General features: G+C 68.6%; 15 protein-coding genes. 6 read left to right on the plus strand and 9 right to left on the minus strand.

Features of this window, described 5'->3' with window-relative positions; genetic code table 11:
• The first annotated feature begins 34 nt into the window (after nucleotides 1–34).
• Nucleotides 35–1,216 (plus strand): DNA recombination protein RmuC, encoded by a 1,182-nt coding sequence (locus G6N77_RS05370; RefSeq protein ID WP_165180992.1) that lies wholly within the window; start codon nucleotides 35–37, stop codon nucleotides 1,214–1,216.
• Between the two features lie 13 nt (nucleotides 1,217–1,229).
• Here G6N77_RS05370 and G6N77_RS05375 read toward each other — a convergent pair whose 3' ends face one another.
• Together G6N77_RS05375 and G6N77_RS05380 are read right to left on the minus strand one after the other, a co-directional pair.
• The gene (locus tag G6N77_RS05375) at nucleotides 1,230–2,315 is read right to left on the minus strand and encodes a 4-hydroxy-3-methylbut-2-enyl diphosphate reductase (RefSeq protein ID WP_165180993.1); all 1,086 of its coding nucleotides are present in this window, start codon (nucleotides 2,313–2,315) and stop codon (nucleotides 1,230–1,232) included.
• A gap of 10 nt (nucleotides 2,316–2,325) precedes the next feature.
• Complete coding sequence (locus G6N77_RS05380; RefSeq protein WP_165180994.1) at nucleotides 2,326–3,228, minus strand: hypothetical protein; 903 nt, start codon at nucleotides 3,226–3,228, stop codon at nucleotides 2,326–2,328.
• 143 nt (nucleotides 3,229–3,371) lie between these two features.
• Here G6N77_RS05380 and xseA point away from each other — a divergent pair, with 143 nt between their 5' ends.
• The gene (gene xseA / locus G6N77_RS05385) at nucleotides 3,372–4,616 is read left to right on the plus strand and encodes an exodeoxyribonuclease VII large subunit (protein WP_165180995.1); all 1,245 of its coding nucleotides are present in this window, start codon (nucleotides 3,372–3,374) and stop codon (nucleotides 4,614–4,616) included.
• A gap of 10 nt (nucleotides 4,617–4,626) precedes the next feature.
• Entirely contained in the window at nucleotides 4,627–4,845 is a 219-nt protein-coding gene (locus G6N77_RS05390; protein ID WP_165180996.1) for an exodeoxyribonuclease VII small subunit, read from the plus strand.
• A gap of 96 nt (nucleotides 4,846–4,941) precedes the next feature.
• On the opposite strand, the gene G6N77_RS05395 is transcribed toward G6N77_RS05390, so the two are convergent.
• The 4 genes from G6N77_RS05395 to G6N77_RS05410 all read right to left on the minus strand — a co-directional run bounded on the left by G6N77_RS05395 (nucleotide 4,942) and on the right by G6N77_RS05410 (nucleotide 10,055).
• Nucleotides 4,942–5,796 (minus strand): PPK2 family polyphosphate kinase, encoded by an 855-nt coding sequence (locus G6N77_RS05395; RefSeq protein ID WP_165180998.1) that lies wholly within the window; start codon nucleotides 5,794–5,796, stop codon nucleotides 4,942–4,944.
• Nucleotides 5,797–5,810: 14 nt separating this feature from the next.
• Nucleotides 5,811–7,028, minus strand: coding sequence for a pyridoxal phosphate-dependent aminotransferase (locus G6N77_RS05400; RefSeq protein WP_165180999.1), 1,218 nt, complete (start codon nucleotides 7,026–7,028; stop codon nucleotides 5,811–5,813).
• Nucleotides 7,029–7,094: 66 nt separating this feature from the next.
• Nucleotides 7,095–8,063 carry an ABC transporter substrate-binding protein gene (locus G6N77_RS05405; RefSeq protein ID WP_165181001.1) on the minus strand — a complete coding sequence of 323 codons (969 nt, stop codon included), beginning with the start codon at nucleotides 8,061–8,063 and terminating at the stop codon, nucleotides 7,095–7,097.
• Nucleotides 8,064–8,156: 93 nt separating this feature from the next.
• Entirely contained in the window at nucleotides 8,157–10,055 is a 1,899-nt protein-coding gene (locus G6N77_RS05410; RefSeq protein WP_240901701.1) for a glycoside hydrolase family 35 protein, read from the minus strand.
• A 231-nt stretch (nucleotides 10,056–10,286) separates the two neighbouring features.
• Between G6N77_RS05410 and G6N77_RS05415 the strand changes: the two genes are divergently transcribed.
• Entirely contained in the window at nucleotides 10,287–11,303 is a 1,017-nt protein-coding gene (locus G6N77_RS05415) for a LacI family DNA-binding transcriptional regulator (protein ID WP_165181005.1), read from the plus strand.
• On the opposite strand, the gene G6N77_RS05420 is transcribed toward G6N77_RS05415, so the two are convergent.
• A complete protein-coding gene (locus G6N77_RS05420; RefSeq protein WP_306987153.1) occupies nucleotides 11,300–12,244 on the minus strand; it encodes an N-acetylglucosamine kinase in 945 nt (314 codons plus the stop codon). The two genes, G6N77_RS05415 and G6N77_RS05420, sit on opposite strands and share 4 nt — an antisense overlap.
• A gap of 17 nt (nucleotides 12,245–12,261) precedes the next feature.
• Here G6N77_RS05420 and G6N77_RS05425 point away from each other — a divergent pair, with 17 nt between their 5' ends.
• Nucleotides 12,262–13,290 (plus strand): nitronate monooxygenase, encoded by a 1,029-nt coding sequence (locus tag G6N77_RS05425; RefSeq protein ID WP_165181006.1) that lies wholly within the window; start codon nucleotides 12,262–12,264, stop codon nucleotides 13,288–13,290.
• 80 nt (nucleotides 13,291–13,370) lie between these two features.
• Here G6N77_RS05425 and G6N77_RS05430 read toward each other — a convergent pair whose 3' ends face one another.
• Entirely contained in the window at nucleotides 13,371–14,426 is a 1,056-nt protein-coding gene (locus G6N77_RS05430) for a LysR family transcriptional regulator (RefSeq protein WP_165181008.1), read from the minus strand.
• A 129-nt stretch (nucleotides 14,427–14,555) separates the two neighbouring features.
• Between G6N77_RS05430 and G6N77_RS05435 the strand changes: the two genes are divergently transcribed.
• Complete coding sequence (locus G6N77_RS05435) at nucleotides 14,556–15,821, plus strand: MFS transporter (protein ID WP_165181063.1); 1,266 nt, start codon at nucleotides 14,556–14,558, stop codon at nucleotides 15,819–15,821.
• A 65-nt stretch (nucleotides 15,822–15,886) separates the two neighbouring features.
• Here G6N77_RS05435 and G6N77_RS05440 read toward each other — a convergent pair whose 3' ends face one another.
• Nucleotides 15,887–17,050, minus strand: coding sequence for a trans-sulfuration enzyme family protein (locus tag G6N77_RS05440; protein WP_165181064.1), 1,164 nt, complete (start codon nucleotides 17,048–17,050; stop codon nucleotides 15,887–15,889).
• Nucleotides 17,051–17,111: the final 61 nt, after the last annotated feature.

Genomic DNA, 17,111 nt, shown 5'->3' on the forward strand with positions numbered 1-17,111 from the left:
CAAAAATGTCAGAGCCCCGTGGGAAGGTGGTGCCATGACTGGAATTGGATGGCTTGTTGCGTTTTTGATGCTGGTGGTGGGGCTGCTGGGCGGGGCTGCCGCGGTGGGGTGGCTGCTGCGCGGCCGCCTGCTCGCCTCGGAGGAACAGGAGAATGCCGCGCTGGAGCGGGCCGGCGCCCTTGCTGCGGACTTCGCAGCCGCCGACGCCGAACGCCGGCTCCTTTTCAACCAGAACCAGGCCTTGTCCCAGCGGCAGGGCTCGGACGCCTCGGTGCTGCAGGCCCTGGGCCCCGTGTCCGAAAAGCTCAACGCCGTCCAGCGCCAGGTTGCCCTCCTGGAGCGAGACCGCGTGGAGCAGTACGGCCAGCTCGCCGAGCAGTTGCGGGACGCCAAGGACGCCGACGCGCGCCTGCTGGCCACCACCCGTTCACTCGAGTCCGCGCTGCGTTCCAACAGCGCTCGGGGCAAGTGGGGCGAGGTCCAGCTGCGCCGGGTGGTGGAGGCGGCCGGCATGCTGGCCCACGTTGACTTTAACGAGCAGGTACACCTGGTCACCGGCGACGGCGCCCACCGCCCCGACATGGTGGTGCGCCTGCCGGGCGGCAAGGAGCTGGTCCTTGATGCCAAGGTGCCGCTGTCCTCCTACCTTCAGGCGCACGACGCCGGCACCCCGGCAGGTGCCACGGCTAGCGAACACTTGTCCCGCCACGCGAAGGCGGTGAAGGCCCACGTTGACGCCCTGGCCGGCAAGAAGTACTGGGAAAGCGCCCAGAATTCGCCGGAGCTGGTGATTTGCTTTGTCCCCGTCGAGTCAATCCTGTCCGCCGCCCTCATGGCGGACCCCGGACTGCTGGACTACGCCATGGCGCGCAACGTGGTGCTGGCCTCCCCCATGTCGCTGCTGGCCATACTGAAGGCGGTTGCTTTCAGCTGGCGCCAGGACGTGCTGACCGAAAACGCCAAGGAGCTCTTTGACCTCTCGGCCCAGCTGTATACCCGCTTGGGTGCGATGGGCGAGGCCGTTTCCGGCGTGGGCGCTTCGCTGAAAACGTCCGTGGACCGCTACAACAAGCTGGTCGGCACACTTGAAGCCAGGGTGTTGCCCACGGCACGCAAGCTCAATGCCCTCGACGCGGGCACCATTGCCGCGCCCGCCGCCGTCGAGCTTTCACCGCGGTCCCTGACCGCACCGGAGTTTGGCGACAAGGCCTCATAGGCCACGGCAGCCGCTAGCCGACGGGGCGCTGGCCGTGCCCGCCCAGGCCGCGGGAGGTGTCGCCGGCTTCTTTGAGCGTGGCACGCAGCTCCTTAGGGAGGGAAAAGAGGATGTCTTCCTGGGCCGTGACCACTTCCTCCACCTCGCCGTAGCCGTATTCAGCCAGGAGCGCCAGCACGTCCTGCACCAGGATTTCCGGCACGGAAGCGCCGCTGGTGACGCCTACTGTGGCCACGCCCTCAAACCAGGACTCGTCTATTTCGTTGGCAAAGTCCACGCGGTGGGAGGCGAGGGCGCCATATTCCAGGGCAACCTCCATCAGCCGGACGGAGTTGGAGGAGTTGGCCGAGCCCACCACGATGACCAGCTGGGCTTGCGGCGCAATTTTCTTGATGGCCACCTGGCGGTTGGTGGTGGCGTAGCAAATGTCGTCGCTGGGCGGGTTCTGCAGTTTCGGGAAGCGCTCGCGCAGGATCTCGACAATTTCCATGGTTTCATCCACCGACAAAGTGGTCTGCGACAGCCAGATCAGGTGGTCCGGATCCTCAACCTGGACAGTGCGCGCCTCCGCCGGGTTGTTGACGATGGTGGTGCTTTCGGGCGCCTCGCCGTAGGTCCCCTCGACCTCCTCGTGGCCCTTGTGGCCGATGAGCAGGATGTGGTTTTTGGCCTTGGCGAAGCGAACTGCCTCGCGGTGGACCTTGGTGACGAGCGGGCAGGTGGCGTCAATGGTGCGCAGGTGCCTGTCCTCGGCGGACTGCACCACGGCGGGGCTCACCCCGTGCGCGGAGAAGACCACCAGGGCGCCTTCCGGGACCTCGTCGGTTTCCTCGACAAAAATGGCGCCCTTGGCCTCGAGGGAGGAGACCACATGGACGTTGTGCACAATCTGCTTGCGCACATAGACGGGTGCGCCGTAGTGTTCCAGCGCCTTTTCCACGGCGATCACGGCCCGGTCGACGCCTGCGCAATAGCCCCGGGGGGCGGCCAGCAGCACACTCTTTTTGCCCACCACCGGCGCGGCCGCCGCCACCTCTTCGGGCGATTTGCGGCGACGCGGAACGACGGGCATGGGGACGGAAACGGCGGAGGCACTCATGCCCACCATCTTACGTGGTGCGCCTGCGTCCCACCACGAGCCCCAGCACACCTGCCGCCGCCAGGACGGCCGCCGCAACAAACCCGGCCGTGATCCCCGACTGCCAGCTGCCCTGGGCCAGGGCACCCAGCTGCCGCCCAAAATCACCCACCAGGGCATTGGCCGTGCCGTTGCTCCCGCCGCCAAAATCGGCAAACCTTCCGGCCAGATAGCCCGACCCGGCCAGCCAGGCCAGTGCCACGCAGCCCAGCCCCGCACCGGCAAGGATCAAGGCCACAGCCCGCCTGCGGGCCATAATGAGTGCCAGGACAAGCACGACGGCGGCAATGACCGCCAGCCAGCTGCCCGCTCCGGCCAGCGTGGCCAGCAGCGGGACAGCCCGGGCCAATGCTGGCTGGTCCACGTTGACCAGCACCGAGGCCGGTGCCGGCACTGTGATTCCAAGGGTGGCACCCATCCTGTGGGCCACGAGGTCAACCAGCGGCGTCACGTCCAGCGTCAGTCCCGTGGGCCCGTCCGGTGTTGCGGACGTGGCTGCGTCCGGCTTGCCGGGCGATCCTGACGTGCCATGCGATCCTGACGTGCCGGCGAACGCCAGGGCGTGGCTGCGCCGCAGCGTTTCCTCCCACGCCTTCGGGTACCCCGGATCGGACTGGAGTGACTTTGCGGCCTGTGAGATGGCACCGGCGGCCAATGCCTGAAGCTGGGGTGGCAGCTTCACCTTCGCGGCCGCCCGGGAGGCCACCAGGGTGGAGAGTCCCTGCTGGAACTGCGCATCGGAGCCCAGGGGTGCCGCGAGGGCAACAAAGCCGTCCTCGCTGGCCAAATTGCGTTCCGCCCACAACGCGGGCCCGGCCACGGCCGCCAGCAAAAGCGCCACAATGACCATCAACGCCGAGCCAAAAGTGCGCACGGAACCATCCTTGCCTTGGTGTGGGTGTGAGGAATCAACTTTAGGCCATGCAGCCCCCTGTGGATGACGGCGCCGTCGTGTCAGTGCCGAAAGCTAGAGTTGTTCCAAGAGATGCAGGCCAATGAGGACGGAGAGCGCTGCCCATGCAGGATGTCACCCCTGAACGCAAAGTCATCCCCCTGACGGCGGGAGAGACCACACCGGAGAACCCCTGGCCGCTGGCCCTGCTAAGCCAAAAACTCAAGGCGCACATTGAGAAAGCCCCGCCCGCTTGGGTGGAGGGCCAAATCATCGAACTGAACAAGCGGGCCAACGTCAGTTACTTGACCATCCGCGACATTGATGCCGAGGTGTCCCTGAGCGTCACGGTCTGGGGTTCGGTCATGGCCCAGCTCGCCACGCCGCTGGAACGCGGGGCCCGAGTGGTGGCCCAGCTCAAGCCCGACTTCTGGCTGAAAACCGGCCGGCTCTCCATGCAGGGGCGCGACATCCGCCCCGTGGGGCTGGGCGACCTCCTGGCCCGGATCGAGCAGTTGCGGCAGGCCCTGGCGGCCGAAGGCCTGTTTGACGCCCGCCGCAAGAAGCCGCTGCCGCTGCTCCCCCACCGCATCGGCCTCATCACGGGCCGCAATTCCGACGCCATGAAGGACGTCCTGCGCAACGCCGCCCTGCGCTGGCCCGCCGTCGAATTTGAGGTCCGCGAGGTGGCTGTCCAGGGCGTCAACGCCGTCACCGCCGTCATCGGCGCCCTCCAGGAGCTCGACGCCGATCCCGCCGTCGACGTCATTGTCATCGCCCGCGGCGGAGGGTCGCTGGAAGACCTGCTCCCGTTCAGCCATGAATCCCTGGTTCGTGCCGTCTCCGCCGCCGCCACCCCTGTGGTGAGCGCAATCGGACACGAGGCCGACCGCCCCCTGCTGGATGACGTTGCGGACCTGCGCGCCTCCACGCCCACGGATGCGGCCAAGCGGATTGTGCCGGATGTGGCGGAGGAACTGCGCCGGGTGGACGCCGCACGCCTCCAGCTGAACCGGCGCATCAACCAACTGCTGGAACGGGAGGGCGACCGCCTGGCCCAGCTGCGCTCCAGGCCCTCGCTGGCCCACCCCGAGTCCATGCTCACGGCCCGGCACGACGACGTCGTCCGGCTGGGCGGGCGCGCCCTGACCGCAGTTCGCACCCAGGTGGGCAGGCATGCCGACCAGCTGGTGCACCTGCGCGCGCAGGTCCGCGCGCTGTCGCCCCAAAAAACCCTGGACCGCGGCTATGCCGTGGTCCAGCTGGAGGACCGCAGCATTGTTCGCCAGCCCGGGCAGGCACCGTCCGGCACCCCGCTGAACATCCGCGTGGCCGGCGGCGACTTCACCGCCACCGCCTCGACCAAGTAAAGGAAGCCCCATGAACACTCCCGACCCCAACGCAGATGTTGCCACCCTCAGCTATGAGCAGGCGCGCGAACAGCTCGTCGCCGTCGTCAACCAGCTTGAGGCCGGCAGCTCCAGCCTTGAGGACTCGCTGGCCCTTTGGGAACGAGGCGAGGCCCTGGCCAAGAAGTGCGAGGAATGGCTTGAAGGCGCCAAGGCCCGCCTCGACGCCGCCCGTGCGACTGCCGAATAGCCACAAATTGCTTCCGGATGCCGGTTCGGACTTTTGATCCCGGCATATCAGGATCAAAAGTCCGAACCGGCATCCCTGGCGCTTTCGGCCACCGGCTCAGGCGTCCTTGAGGCGGGCCCGTTCGTGCTGGAGGTCGAAGTTTCCGGCCGGCCACTGCAGGTTCATGGCGCCGAGCGTCTCGATCAGGATTTCCTGGACGGCCAGGCGGGCGTACCATTTTTTGTCGGCCGGCACCACATACCAGGGCGCTGAGGCGGTGCTGGTGCGCTCAAACGCTTTTTGGTAGGCGTCCATGTAGGCGGGCCAGAAGGCGCGCTCGTCGAGGTCGCCGGAACTGTACTTCCAGAACTTGGTGGGGTCGTGGAGCCTGGCGCCGAGCCGTTTGAGTTGTTCGTCCGGCCCCAGGTGGAGCATGACCTTGACCACGGTGGTGCCGGCGGCGGCCAGTTCCGCTTCAAAGCCGTTGATGGCTTCGTAGCGCCGGTCCAGTTCCGCTTCGCCGGCCCAGCCGTGGACGCGGTGAATGAGCACGTCCTCGTAGTGGGAGCGGTCAAAGACGCCGAACATGCCCGGTTCCGGCGCGGCGGGGCGGACGCGCCACAGGAAGTCGTGGGCCTTTTCCTCCTCGGTGGGCGCCTTGAAGGCCTTCAGCTTCACGCCTTGCGGATCGACGGCACCCACCACATGCCCCACGATGCCGCCCTTGCCGGCCGTGTCCATGGCCTGCAGCACCAGCAGGACTGAGCGTTGGCCGCCAAAACGGCTCTCCGCGAACAGCTGCTCCTGGAGCTGGGCCAAAACCGGCGCCCGGGCTGCCAAGGCTGCGGCGCCGTCGTGCTTCTTGCCGGAAAAGCCGGGAGCCGCATTGGTGGGCCGGGCCGCCAGGGAAAACCCCGGGCCAACCTTGAGCACGCCGGCCGGGGAAGCGGTAAATCCAAGGGGAAGTGACACGGTGGGGCCTTTCCTTAGGGTTTGTAGGTGCTGAGGAACTCCCCGATCCGGCCCACTGCCTCTTCCAGGTCCAGGACGCTGGGCAGGGTGACGAGGCGGAAGTGGTCGGGCCGGATCCAGTTGAATGCGGTGCCGTGGGAGATGAGGATTTTCTGCTGTTGCAGGAGGTCAAGGGCAAATTTTTCGTCGCTCTTGATGGGGTAGATCTCCGGATCCAGCCTGGGGAAAAGGTACAGCGCCCCCTTGGCCTGGTTGACCGAGACGCCCGGGATGTCGTTGAGCATGCGGTAGGCGAGGTCGCGCTGTTCGCGGAGCCGGCCGCCGGGCAGGATCAGGTCCTCGATGCTTTGGTGCCCGCCCAGGGCCGTCTGGATGGCGTGCTGGCCGGGAACGTTGGCGCACATGCGCATGTTGGCGAGGAGGTTGATGCCTTCCAGGTAGTCCGCGGCGGCGGCCTTGGGGCCGGAGATGGCCAGCCAGCCGGAGCGGTAGCCGCAGATGCGGTAGGCCTTGGACAGGCCGCTGAACGTCATGCACAGCACGTCGTCGCCCGTGATGGCGGCCGTGTTGGTGAACTCGGTGCCGTCGTAGAGGATTTTCTCGTAAATCTCGTCGGAGAACACGATCAGCCCGTGCTTGCGGGCCAGGTCCACCATGCCCGCAATGATGTGCGGCGGGTAGACGGCGCCGGTGGGGTTGTTCGGGTTGATGATGACCAGGCCCTTGGTGCGGGGCGTGATTTTCGCCGCCAGGTCCTCCAAATCGGGCCACCACTCGTTTTCCTCGTCGCACAGGTAATGCACGGGGCGGCCGCCGGCCAGGCTGACGGAGGCAGTCCACAGCGGGTAGTCCGGCGTGGGGACCAACACCTCGTCCCCCGTGTCCAGCAGCGCCATGAGGGACAGGGTGATGAGTTCGCTGACCCCGTTGCCGAGGTAGACATCATCAACGTGGATGGTGTGGATGCCTCGTGTTTGGTAGTACTGCACCACGGCCGTGCGCGCCGAGAAGATGCCGCGCGAATCGCTGTAGCCCTGTGCGTGGGGCAGGTGGCGGATCATGTCCACGAGAATGGCATCCGGGGCTTCAAAGCCAAATGGCGCCGGGTTGCCGATGTTCAGCTTGAGGATCCGGTGGCCCTCGGACTCCATCTTCTGCGCCTGCTCCAGCACCGGGCCGCGGATGTCATAGAGCACATTGTGAAGCTTGGTGGACTGCTTGAATTCTGCCATTTACCAAATATGGCACAACAGCTGAGCCAGCGCTGGCTGGACATGGGGCCTGCTGCGGGCCAATGGCTAATTAGTGGCCTTGACCAGACCCTTTTGCACCAGCCAGGAACGGGCGACGGCGTCAAGTGACGTTTTGTTGCTGCCCGCGGCAAGCCTGTTCAGGTTGACGAGTTCGTCGGTGCTCAGGGCCCCGGAAACCTTGTTCAGCACGCCCTGGACATCGGCCGGGACCTTGGCAGCCAAAACCACCGGCACCACGTTTTGGGGCAGGAACAGGTGCTTGGGGTCAGTGAGGACCACCAGCGCGTTGTCCGGGATGGCCGGGGAGGAACTGTGGATGTCGGCCACCTGGACGTCATCGCGGATCAGCGCCAGCAGGAGCTCATTTTTGGTGTTGGGCAGCTGCACATAGGACTTCGGCACACAGTTGTAGTCGGAGCCCAGTGCCGACAGGCCGCGCTCGGCAAGGCGAAACTCTGCGGAGCCGCCGAACGCGAGTTTGTCACACACCTTCGCCAGGTCTGCGATGGTCTTGAGCTGGTACTTTTCGGCCGTCACGGTGGTGACGGCGATGCTGTCGCTGTCTTCGGCCTTGGCCGCGTCCAGCACGGCCAGGGACTGCGGCAGCTCCTTCTTGAGCGCATCCAGCACTTGCGCCGTGGTGGCGGCGTCCGGGACCGCGGTGGAGCCCTTGGCGGCCGCAGCGGCCAGCAGCACGCGCGAATAGCCGGGGGCAATGTCCACCGTGCCGGCCTCCAGCTTGTCCAGCAAGGTGCCGTCGGCCGGATCTGCCGGGCTGACGACGGCGTTGACGCCTGCGGCATTGAGGGCTGCCGCGTACACATGGGCCAGCAGGGCACCCTCGGTCGGGTTGGTGCCGTCGGGGGCTGCCGGCGTGCCCACCACCAGCGGTGCAACACCCACGGAACGGGTCACACTGGGGATCACCACGATGGGCTCGGGCGAGCAGGCCGGGACACCGGTGAGCAGGAGCGCCGCGGCAAGGACGACGGCGGCGGATCGGCGAAGGCGCATGCTCTCCCTTGGCGGCAGGTGGGCGGGGGCCCATGGGGCCGGTCCGGGCGATGGACGCACGACGCGCCCCGCACCCACCAGCTTACCGGTGGGCTACCCCAGGTCCTCCACGTGGGTGGCATGCGTCGATCCCAGTTGGGCCGCTGCCAGCAGCTGCGCCCCCTCCCCGCCGTGTTCCAGCTCCAGGACCGTGAGGGCGTTGGGCCCCTCGCGCAGCAGCGGAGCTGGAACATACAGGCTGTGCTGCGGGCCGATCTCCCAATAGCGGCCCAGCAGGAAGCCGTTGACCCAGACCATGCCCTTGCCAAAGCCGGGCAGGGCCAGGTGCGTGTCGGCAGGCCTGTCGACGTGGAATTCACCGTGGAAGAAGCCGGAGGCGCCGGCGCCCGTGGCCGTGCCGGCGCCGGTGCCCGCGCCGGTGCCCGCGCCGGTATCCTGGGCCAGCAGCCGCTCCAGTGGCAGCTCAAGGTTGACGGCGCGCTGTTCCCAGTGGAAAACGTAACGCTGGTTGACCAGCACGCCGTCCAGGATTCCCTTGCCCTGGCCAAACAGCGGGCCGTAGTTGATGCGGCCCTGGTTTTCCACAAGGATTTCCAGCGCCGCCGGGGCACCCGTGCCCTGGACCGTGAGGCCGTCGGCACCCGTCGCGTCCGTCAGCACCCCGACGAACGTTCCGTCCACCCAGACATAGGCCCGGTCGTGGAGCCCCCTCAGCTTGATGGTTCCGTCCCCGCGGGGCAGCACGGCCGTGGCGCTGTAGTGGACCAGTCCGCGGTCCAGGCCCAGGTTCTCAAAGCTCAATGGCTTGACGCTGCGCACCCGTTCCACGGCGCGGACAAAGTCCAGCAGCCCCATGCCAGCCTCCAGGGCGACGGCGGCCTCCGGCAGCACCGCAGCCGGCTCAAGGAGAGCGGCCGGAACGGGCTCCGGCTCGCGGCCCTGTGCGGCCAGAAAGACCTCCCGCATGGCATGGAACTTGGCGGTCAGGGCGCCGTCTTCGGCTATGGGGGCGTCGGAGTCGTAGCTGGTGACCGTAGGCTGGAGGGCGCCGTCGTGGTTGGCTCCGGAGGCCAGGCCGAAGTTGGTGCCGCCGTGGGCCATGTAAAGGCAGATGGAGCCGCCCACGTCCAGGATCTTGGCGGCTTCCGCGGCTGCTTCGGTGCTGCTGCGGGTGTGGTGGTCCTCGCCCCAGTGGTCAAACCAGCCGTTCCAAAACTCGACGGTGAAGAAGGGCTCGCCTGGGCGGCGGCGCTCCCAGACGGCGTCGGACTCGTCGCCGCGGGAGCCCAGCGTGGCCGCGGCCCAGGTGTCCGGCAGGGCGCCGCCGTCCAGGAAGTAGTCGGTGCCGCCGTCGGCCGTGAACAGCATTTCCGTGATGCCGCGGGCCCGCAGGGCCGCGCGGTTCCAGCGCAGGTACTCCTGGTCGTCGCCGTAGCTGCCGTATTCGTTCTCCACCTGCACGGCCACCACGGGCCCGCCGTTGGCTGCCTGGAGGGGTGCGATGACGGGCAGCAGGGCGTCAAACCACCGTTCCACGACGGCGGTGAAGCGGGGGTCGGAGGAGCGCAGCGCCATGTCTCTGCCGGAGATCGCCCAGGCCGGGAAGCCGCCGTTGTCCCATTCGGCGCAGATGTAGGGCCCCGGCCGGACGATGACGTCCAGCCCGGCGTCGCCCGCCATCGTGATGAACCGGGCCAGGTCGCGCCAGCCCGTGAAGTCGGGTGCAACCCCCTGCTCCGGCTGGTGGAAGTTCCAGGCCACGTACGTGTCCAGGGTGTTCACGCCGAGGGCAACCAAGCGGTCGATCCTGTCCTGCCACTGCTCCGGGTGGACACGGAAATAGTGGATGGCACCAGCAATGATTTGGTGCTGGCGGCCGTTTCTGAACAGCGTGCGCCCGGCGTAGGACAGCGCCGGCGCTGCGGGCTCCTGGCCTGCGGGCGCTGCGACTGCGGACGTCGGGACGGCAGGCGTGGCGGCTTGGGTGGACAAGTAATCTCCTGGCGCTGGATTCAAGGGAACGGACATTGGCTGGCGGCACGCCGCCAGGTACATTCTGTTATGGATAACAATCATAAGCTCATTCCGCGCCCCCATGAGTTTCGCGGTCCCGGCGGGACCAACGGCGTTCGGTGTTGTTACACGAAACAATTAGACTGGGCACACATCCAACTTTGGCCTGCACGCGGTTATGCAGCCCTCCACAGCAAGGGAAAACGCACCATGGAGCGCAAATTCAACAGGGGGCCGGCCATGCGCGATGTGGCCCGGGCTGCCGGGGTCTCGGCGCAGACGGTCTCGCGGGTCCTGAGCAACCACCCCAACGTCCAGGAAAGCACCCGGCAACGGGTCATGGCGGCGGCCGACGAGCTCGACTACCGCCGCAACAACATGGCGCGGGCACTCGTGACGGGTCGGTCAAAAACCCTGGGCGTGCTGACGCTGGCCACCAACAACTATTCACGGTCCTCGCTGGCCCTGGGTGTGGAGCTGGGCGCCCGGGAGGCCGGCTACACGGTCAACTCGGTCACCTCGGGCCTCAGCGCGGAAGCCCTCACGGGTGCCGTGTCCCGGCTGGTCAACCAAGGCGTGGACGGCATCATCATCGCCGCCCCGCTGCGGGACGCCGCCTCCACGGTGCGCCGGTTGACAATGCGCGTGCCCACGGTCAACACCGATGGATCGTCCGGGATCTCCGACGGGCTGGTGGGCGTGGACCAGGACCTGGCGGCCGTGCTGGCCACCCGGCACCTGCTGGAGCTTGGCCACGCAACCGTGTGGCATGTGGCCGGGCCGGAGGACTGGTCCGACTCTGCCGCCCGGCTGGGCAGCTGGCGCCGCACGTTGGAGGAGGCCGGGCGTGAGGTGCCGCCGGAACTCCATGGCGACTGGAGCCCTGAGTCCGGGTACCGCAACGGGCTGGTCCTGGGCCGCATGCCGGAGGTGACGGCCATTCTGGTGGCGAGTGACGAAATGGCTTTTGGCGTGATCCGGGCCCTGAGCGAGCTGGGCCGGCGCATCCCCGAGGACGTCTCCGTGGTGGGCATCGACGACATTGACCTGGCTGCCTATTCCAACCCGCCCCTGACCACCGTGCGGCAGTCGTTTGAGGACACCGGCCGGCGCGCCGTGACGCACCTGGTGGAGCTCATCGCCAACCCGGGCATGGACAACCCGCCGGACCTGGCGGCGCCGGTGCTGGTGGTGCGGGGAAGCACGGCCCCGCCCCCGGCAGCCTAGCTTTTCGCTGTTGGCCGTGCTGCGGCGGCCGATGCCTGCGCCTCCACCAGCAGGGGAACGCCAAAGATGGGGTCCTGGTCCAGGATCCGCACGTCGTCGAGGCCCTTGGCCGCCAGGTGCTTCCTGAACGACTCCTGCAGCGCCGGGACATTGCTGCCCAGTCCGCTGCCGAGGACCACCGGCCCGGGCACGCCCAGCTGGGTGGCCACCTGGTGTGCCATGGCGGCCAGGTCTGACCCGGCCTGGTCCACCATCCGCAGCGCCTCGGCGTGCCCCTGGGCGGCCGCGGCAAAAATAACGGGGGAAGCGGCGGCCCAGTAGCGCCGCGTGGTGCCCGCATGGAAATGGCCGATCAATTCACCGGGATCGCTGAGCTTGCAGTAGTCCAGCAGGCCGCGGGTGAGCAGGTCGGGTTCGGCGCCAAGGTCCATCTGGTGCAGGCTGTGGCGGACAGCCTCACGGCCCAGCCAGTAGCCGCTGCCCTCGTCGCCGAGCAGGTAGCCCCAGCCGCCCGCCCGGGCCTCGTCGCCGGCGTCATTGGCGCCCCAGGCAGCGGAGCCGGTCCCGGCAATGACGGCCACGCCTGTGGACGCCCCGCCCGCGGCCAGGAGCAGGCGCGTGTCATGGACCACCGTGATCCTGGCGCCCGGCACAAACGGAGCGATGAGCGCGCTCAAGGCGGCGGCGTCGTCGTCCGTGTCAACTCCCCCGGCTCCGGCGAAAACCACCTTCGCGGCGGGGTGCCCCAACGCGGCAAAGAGCTCGGCCAGATGTTTCCGTGCATCCGCCACGCTCACGTTTTGCACGTTGGCGCTGCCGGCGCTGGCATCGGCCACCACCTGCCCGCCCGACCAGACCATGCCGCGTGTCTTGGAACCGCCGATGTCCAGGCCCAGCACCGGGTCTGGGGAGGATGTTGGGTTAAAAGTGTTGTTTGCCACCCACCTAGACTAATGGCATGTTCCCTTCACCCATCATTGCCGCTCCGATGGCTGGCGGAACCACGACGACGGAACTCGCCTTGGCCGCCCAGCTCGCCGGAGCCTTCCCTTTCGCAGCCGGCGGCTACAAGTCCGCGGAGGCGCTTGCCGCCCACATTGCGCCGCTGCGCGCCGCAGGCGGCGACTTCGGCGTCAACCTGTTTGTGCCCCGGACCGGCCCCCTCCCGTCCGGGGATGCCGCTGCACTTGAACGGTACCGCCGCGAACTGTCCGCCGATGCCGAAGCGCTCGGGGCCGTGGTCCCGGCCGTGTCTCCGCCGCAGGAGGATCCCCGTTCCACGGATTATTGGGAAGAGAAGGTCGAGCTGCTGCTCAACGAGCCCGTGCCGCTGCTCAGCTTTACCTTCGGCCTGGGTCCGGCAGCCCTGGTGGCGCGGCTGCACAAGGCGGGCACCCGGGTGGTTGCCTCGGTGACCAGCGTGCCCGAGGCCCTGGCCGCGGCGGAAACCGGCGTTGACGCGCTGGTGGTCCAGCACTCCAACGCGGGCGGGCATTCAGCCGCCTTCCTGCCGCCCTCCGGAGCCGGCGCGCCAAGTGTCCTGGAGCTGGTCGCTGCGGTGCGCGCCGCCGTCGGGCTTCCACTGGCCGGGGCCGGCGGGATCGGCACGGCCGCCACGGCACGGGCCGTGCTTGCGGCCGGCGCTGAAGCCGTGCAGCTGGGTACGGCGCTGCTGCGCACGGACGAAAGCGGAGCGCGGGCACTGCACAAGGACGCACTCGCGGACCCGCAGTTCAGCGAAACCGCGGTGACGCGGGCCTTTACCGGCAAGCCGGCGCGGGCCCTGGTGAACGGTTTTGTCCGGCGGCATTCGGCCACGGCCCCCAATGCCTACCCCGAGGTGCATTTCGCCACGGCGCCCCTGCGGGCCGCCGCTGCTGCAGCCGGCGACAGGGAAATGCTGAACCTGTGGGCAGGCACCGCGTGGCAATCCGCGCAGTCCGGGCCAGTGGCGGACGTGGTCAAGGGTTTCCTGGCGGGACTTTAGCCGGCCGATTGAAGCAAAGCGGGCACGCCGCCCACACGGCACCCGGCTCCCGGCTCCCGGCACCCGGCTCCCGGCACACTTCAGCGCTGCGCGGCAGTCAGCAATTCCTTCCCCTCGGCCAGCACCATGTCGCGAAACCGGACGGCCTGAGGCGGGCCGTCCGGGCGGTTGCGCCAGACCAGCCCGATGTCGCGGCTTGCTGCAGGCCAGGTGATGTCCACCTCGCGCCAGCCCAGCGCCGCGGAGCCCGCGATTCCCTGACCCTGCCGGGATGCCGGCAGTCCCGCCGCCGGCAGTCCCGCCGCCGGCACTCGCACCGCCGGCATCCCGGGCGGCACCGGCGGACCGGTCGGCACCGACCCCGCCACCCGGGGCCGGGACGGCGGGGCCACGGCCACGCCCAGGCCGGCGGAGACCAGCCCGCGGATGGTGTGCAGGTCCTGGCCCTGGAAGGCCACGCGGGGGCGGAAGCCGGCTGCCTGGCACAGGGCCTCCACAATGGAGCGCATGCCGTAGCCGGACTCCAGCATGATGAACCCTTCGTCCCGCACGGCGTCGAGCCTGGCGCCGGACGCACCCGCCAGGGGATGGCCCTCCGGCACCACGAGCTTCAGCGGCTCCGAATACAGCACCTCGGCGCCGATGGTGCGGCTGGGCGCGGGCGGGGGCGCCACCAGGGCCAGGTCCGCCCCGCCTGCGGCCAGCAGCTCCAGGCAAAACTGCCGGCTGCCCTGCTGGAGGTCAAAGGACACGTCCGGGTTGTCCCGTGCGAATGCCCTGACCAGCAACGGCAGGGCTGCCTCGCCAAAGGTGTGCTGGAAGGCCACCCGGATCCGCCCGAAGGACTTCCCGGACTCCTGGCGGGCCGCGGCGAGGCCCAAACGAACCTGCTCCACAGCCTCGGCGGCGTGCGGGACAAGGGCCAGGGCGGCCGGCGTCAATTCCACGCCCCGGCCGCGGCGGATCACCAAGGAGGTCCCGACGACGGCGGCTGCCCGCGCAAGTGCCCGGCTCACCGTGGACTGCGGGATGCCCAGCGCCTCGGCAGTGGCCGTCACGTGGCGGCTGGCCCCCAGCTCCACCAGGATGGGCAGCACGGCCAGTAGTCGGGTCAGGCTCCCCTGTTCGTTATCCATCCCTCATGGAACCATGCGGGCCGGCGAGCTGTCATCCAAATATGGATCTATTTATCGATTTCCATGCATTGGACGCATGGGTTTGTGCGCCCTACCGTGGTTCTTGTGACTAACGCAGACCACGCAGGGATGGCACCGCCGGCCGGGACACGGACCGAAACCGCTGCACAGGCCGGAACGGCTGCACAGCAGACCCCCTGGACCGGACACGTGCACGGCAGCGCCGGCTACGGCAGGGTGCTGGCTGCCCTGGCATGTTCCGGTGTGGCAACATTTGCCCAGCTGTATTCGGTCCAGGGCCTGCTGCCGCTCATGTCCTCCGAGCTGGGTGTCAGTGCGGCCCAGGCGTCCCTGTCGATTTCCGCAGCGACCATGGGGCTCGCGTTCGCCGTCCTGCCGTGGTCGTTTGTGGCGGACCGCTTTGGCCGGGTCCGCACCATGGGGCTGGCCCTGGTCCTGGCCACCGCTTTCGGCCTGCTGGTCCCGGCAACGCCCACCTTTGGCATGCTGCTGGCGCTGCGTGCACTGGAGGGGGCGGCCCTGGGAGGGGTTCCCGCACTTGCCATCGCCTACCTCACCGAAGAGATCAGCACACGTCATGCAGCAGCAGCGGCCGGCGCGTACGTGGCCGGCACCACCCTGGGCGGGCTCTTCGGCCGGCTGCTGGCAGGGCCCGTGGCGGACCTGGCCGGCTGGCGCATGGGGACCCTGGCTGTTTCGGCCTGCGCCGCCGTGGCCGCCGTCGGATTTTTGCTGCTGGCACCGGCGCCCCGAGGTTTCCAGCCGGCAGCCGGCGGCGGTTTCGGCGCCATGCTGGCCAGGCTGCGCCCTCCCTTGCGGAGCAGGCCGTTGCTGGCCCTGTACGCCCAGGCGTTCCTGCTCATGGGCGTGTTTGTCAGCGTGTACAACTACCTCGGGTTCCGGCTTGAAGCGCCACCCTACCTGTTTCCTGCCACCGCGGTGGCCCTGCTGTTCCTGGCGTACCTGGCAGGCACCGTTTCCTCGCGGGCCGTGGCCGGGCTGGCCGCCCGGTTTGGCCGGCGCAGCGTGCTTTTGGCCTCCACGGCGGCCATGGTGGCGGGCCTTGCCGTGACCATGGCCGCGCCCCTGCCGCTGATCCTGGCGGGGCTGGTGGTCTTTACTGCGGGGTTCTTTGGCGCCCACAGCATTGCCTCCGGCTGGACAGGGGCCATCGCCACCACCGGCCGCGCGCAGGCGTCCTCACTGTACAACCTCAGCTACTACTCCGGTTCCAGCGTGGTGGGCTGGAGTGCCGGCCTGGTGTTCCAGCAGTTTGGCTGGGCGGCACTGGCAGGCGTCCTGGCGCTGCTGGCAGCACTTGCCGCTGCCGCCGCCGTCGTGCTGTTGCCGGCCGGGCGCCCCGCGGGACGCTGACGGCCGCCCAGGCAGGCCAGCCAACCTTCCCAGCCAACCGCACGGCGGACTGGTCAGCGGCCGGATCAGCAGACAGCCTCGATCGCCTGGGCCAGGTCTGCCACAATGTCCTCCGGATCCTCCAGCCCTATGGACACGCGCAGCATGGTTGCATGGGGCTTGGCCGCAGCCGCAACCGGGCGGTGCGTGAGGCCTGCGGGGTGCTGGATCAAAGTGTCGACCCCGCCCAGCGACACGGCATGGGTCATCATCCGCACCCGGGACGGAATGGCTTCGGCGTGCTCGGCAGTGTCCACCTCAAAGGACAGCATGGAGCCGGGGCCGGACATTTGCGTGCCCACCAGGCCCAGGGGGTCGCACTCGGCAAGCCCGGGGTACAGCACGCGGGCCACGGCCTCGTGGCTGGCCAGCGCCACGGCCACCTTGTGGGCGGATTCCTGCTGGGCGCGAACGCGCACGGGCAGGGTGGCGAGCCCTCGGTGCAGCAGGTAGGCCGGCCAGGGCGTGAGGAGCCCGCCCGTGATGGCCCGGACCTGTCGCAGGCGCACGGCCCACTCCGTGTCGGTGGCCACCACCCCGCCCATCGCGTCGCCGTGCCCGCCCAGGAACTTCGTCGCGCTGTGCAGCACCAGCGCGGCGCCCAGTTCCAGCGGGCGCTGGAGCACCGGCGTGGCAAAGGTGTTGTCGATCATGACCGGCACGCCGTCCGCCTCGGACACCAGGGACTTGATGTCCAGCAGGCGCAGGTCCGGGTTGGCAGGGGTTTCGGCGATGACAAGGCCCGTGTCGGGGCGCAGCGCTGCGCGCACCCCGCCAGGGTGGACAAAGGTCACGCGGGTGCCGAGCAGGCCCGTGGCCAGGACGTGGTCCGATCCCCCGTAGAGCGGCCGGACGGCCACCACATGCGGTTTCCCACCGGCGACGGCGGCCAGCAGCACCGCTGCCAGCGCCGCCATGCCGGTGGCGAAGGACACGGACGCCGCGGAGCCTTCCAGCGTGGACACGCCGTCTTCAAAACGGGCCACGGTGGGGTTCCACAGCCGCTGGTACACGGTGGTCTGGCCCGGTGCCGGAACACCCCCGGTGGCCATCAATTCGTACGCTTCCCCGCCGGTGGCCACGTCGGCCAGCGGTGCCGTGGTGGACATGTCCAGGGGTATGGCGTGGACGCCCAGCCCGGCCAAATCTTCCCGCCCCGCGTGGACTGCCCGTGAATCCCAACCCAACATCTCTTCCTTGCCTTCCCGTGGCACCTTTGCCACGAACCCAAGCGTCTCCGTTGCAAGCCAG

Origin of the sequence: Arthrobacter silviterrae, assembly GCF_011045165.1 — a bacterium.
Lineage (GTDB): Bacteria > Actinomycetota > Actinomycetes > Actinomycetales > Micrococcaceae > Specibacter > Specibacter silviterrae.

Coding starts and splice junctions, on each gene's coding strand:
- G6N77_RS05370 (WP_165180992.1), top strand. CDS start 35: ATGACTGGAATTGGATGGCTTGTTGCGTTTTTGATGCTGGTGGTGGGG.
- G6N77_RS05375 (WP_165180993.1), bottom strand. CDS start 2,315: ATGAGTGCCTCCGCCGTTTCCGTCCCCATGCCCGTCGTTCCGCGTCGC.
- xseA (WP_165180995.1), top strand. CDS start 3,372: ATGCAGGATGTCACCCCTGAACGCAAAGTCATCCCCCTGACGGCGGGA.
- G6N77_RS05390 (WP_165180996.1), top strand. CDS start 4,627: ATGAACACTCCCGACCCCAACGCAGATGTTGCCACCCTCAGCTATGAG.
- G6N77_RS05400 (WP_165180999.1), bottom strand. CDS start 7,028: ATGGCAGAATTCAAGCAGTCCACCAAGCTTCACAATGTGCTCTATGAC.
- G6N77_RS05405 (WP_165181001.1), bottom strand. CDS start 8,063: ATGCGCCTTCGCCGATCCGCCGCCGTCGTCCTTGCCGCGGCGCTCCTG.
- G6N77_RS05415 (WP_165181005.1), top strand. CDS start 10,287: ATGGAGCGCAAATTCAACAGGGGGCCGGCCATGCGCGATGTGGCCCGG.
- G6N77_RS05425 (WP_165181006.1), top strand. CDS start 12,262: ATGTTCCCTTCACCCATCATTGCCGCTCCGATGGCTGGCGGAACCACG.
- G6N77_RS05430 (WP_165181008.1), bottom strand. CDS start 14,426: ATGGATAACGAACAGGGGAGCCTGACCCGACTACTGGCCGTGCTGCCC.
- G6N77_RS05435 (WP_165181063.1), top strand. CDS start 14,556: ATGGCACCGCCGGCCGGGACACGGACCGAAACCGCTGCACAGGCCGGA.
- G6N77_RS05440 (WP_165181064.1), bottom strand. CDS start 17,050: ATGTTGGGTTGGGATTCACGGGCAGTCCACGCGGGGCGGGAAGATTTG.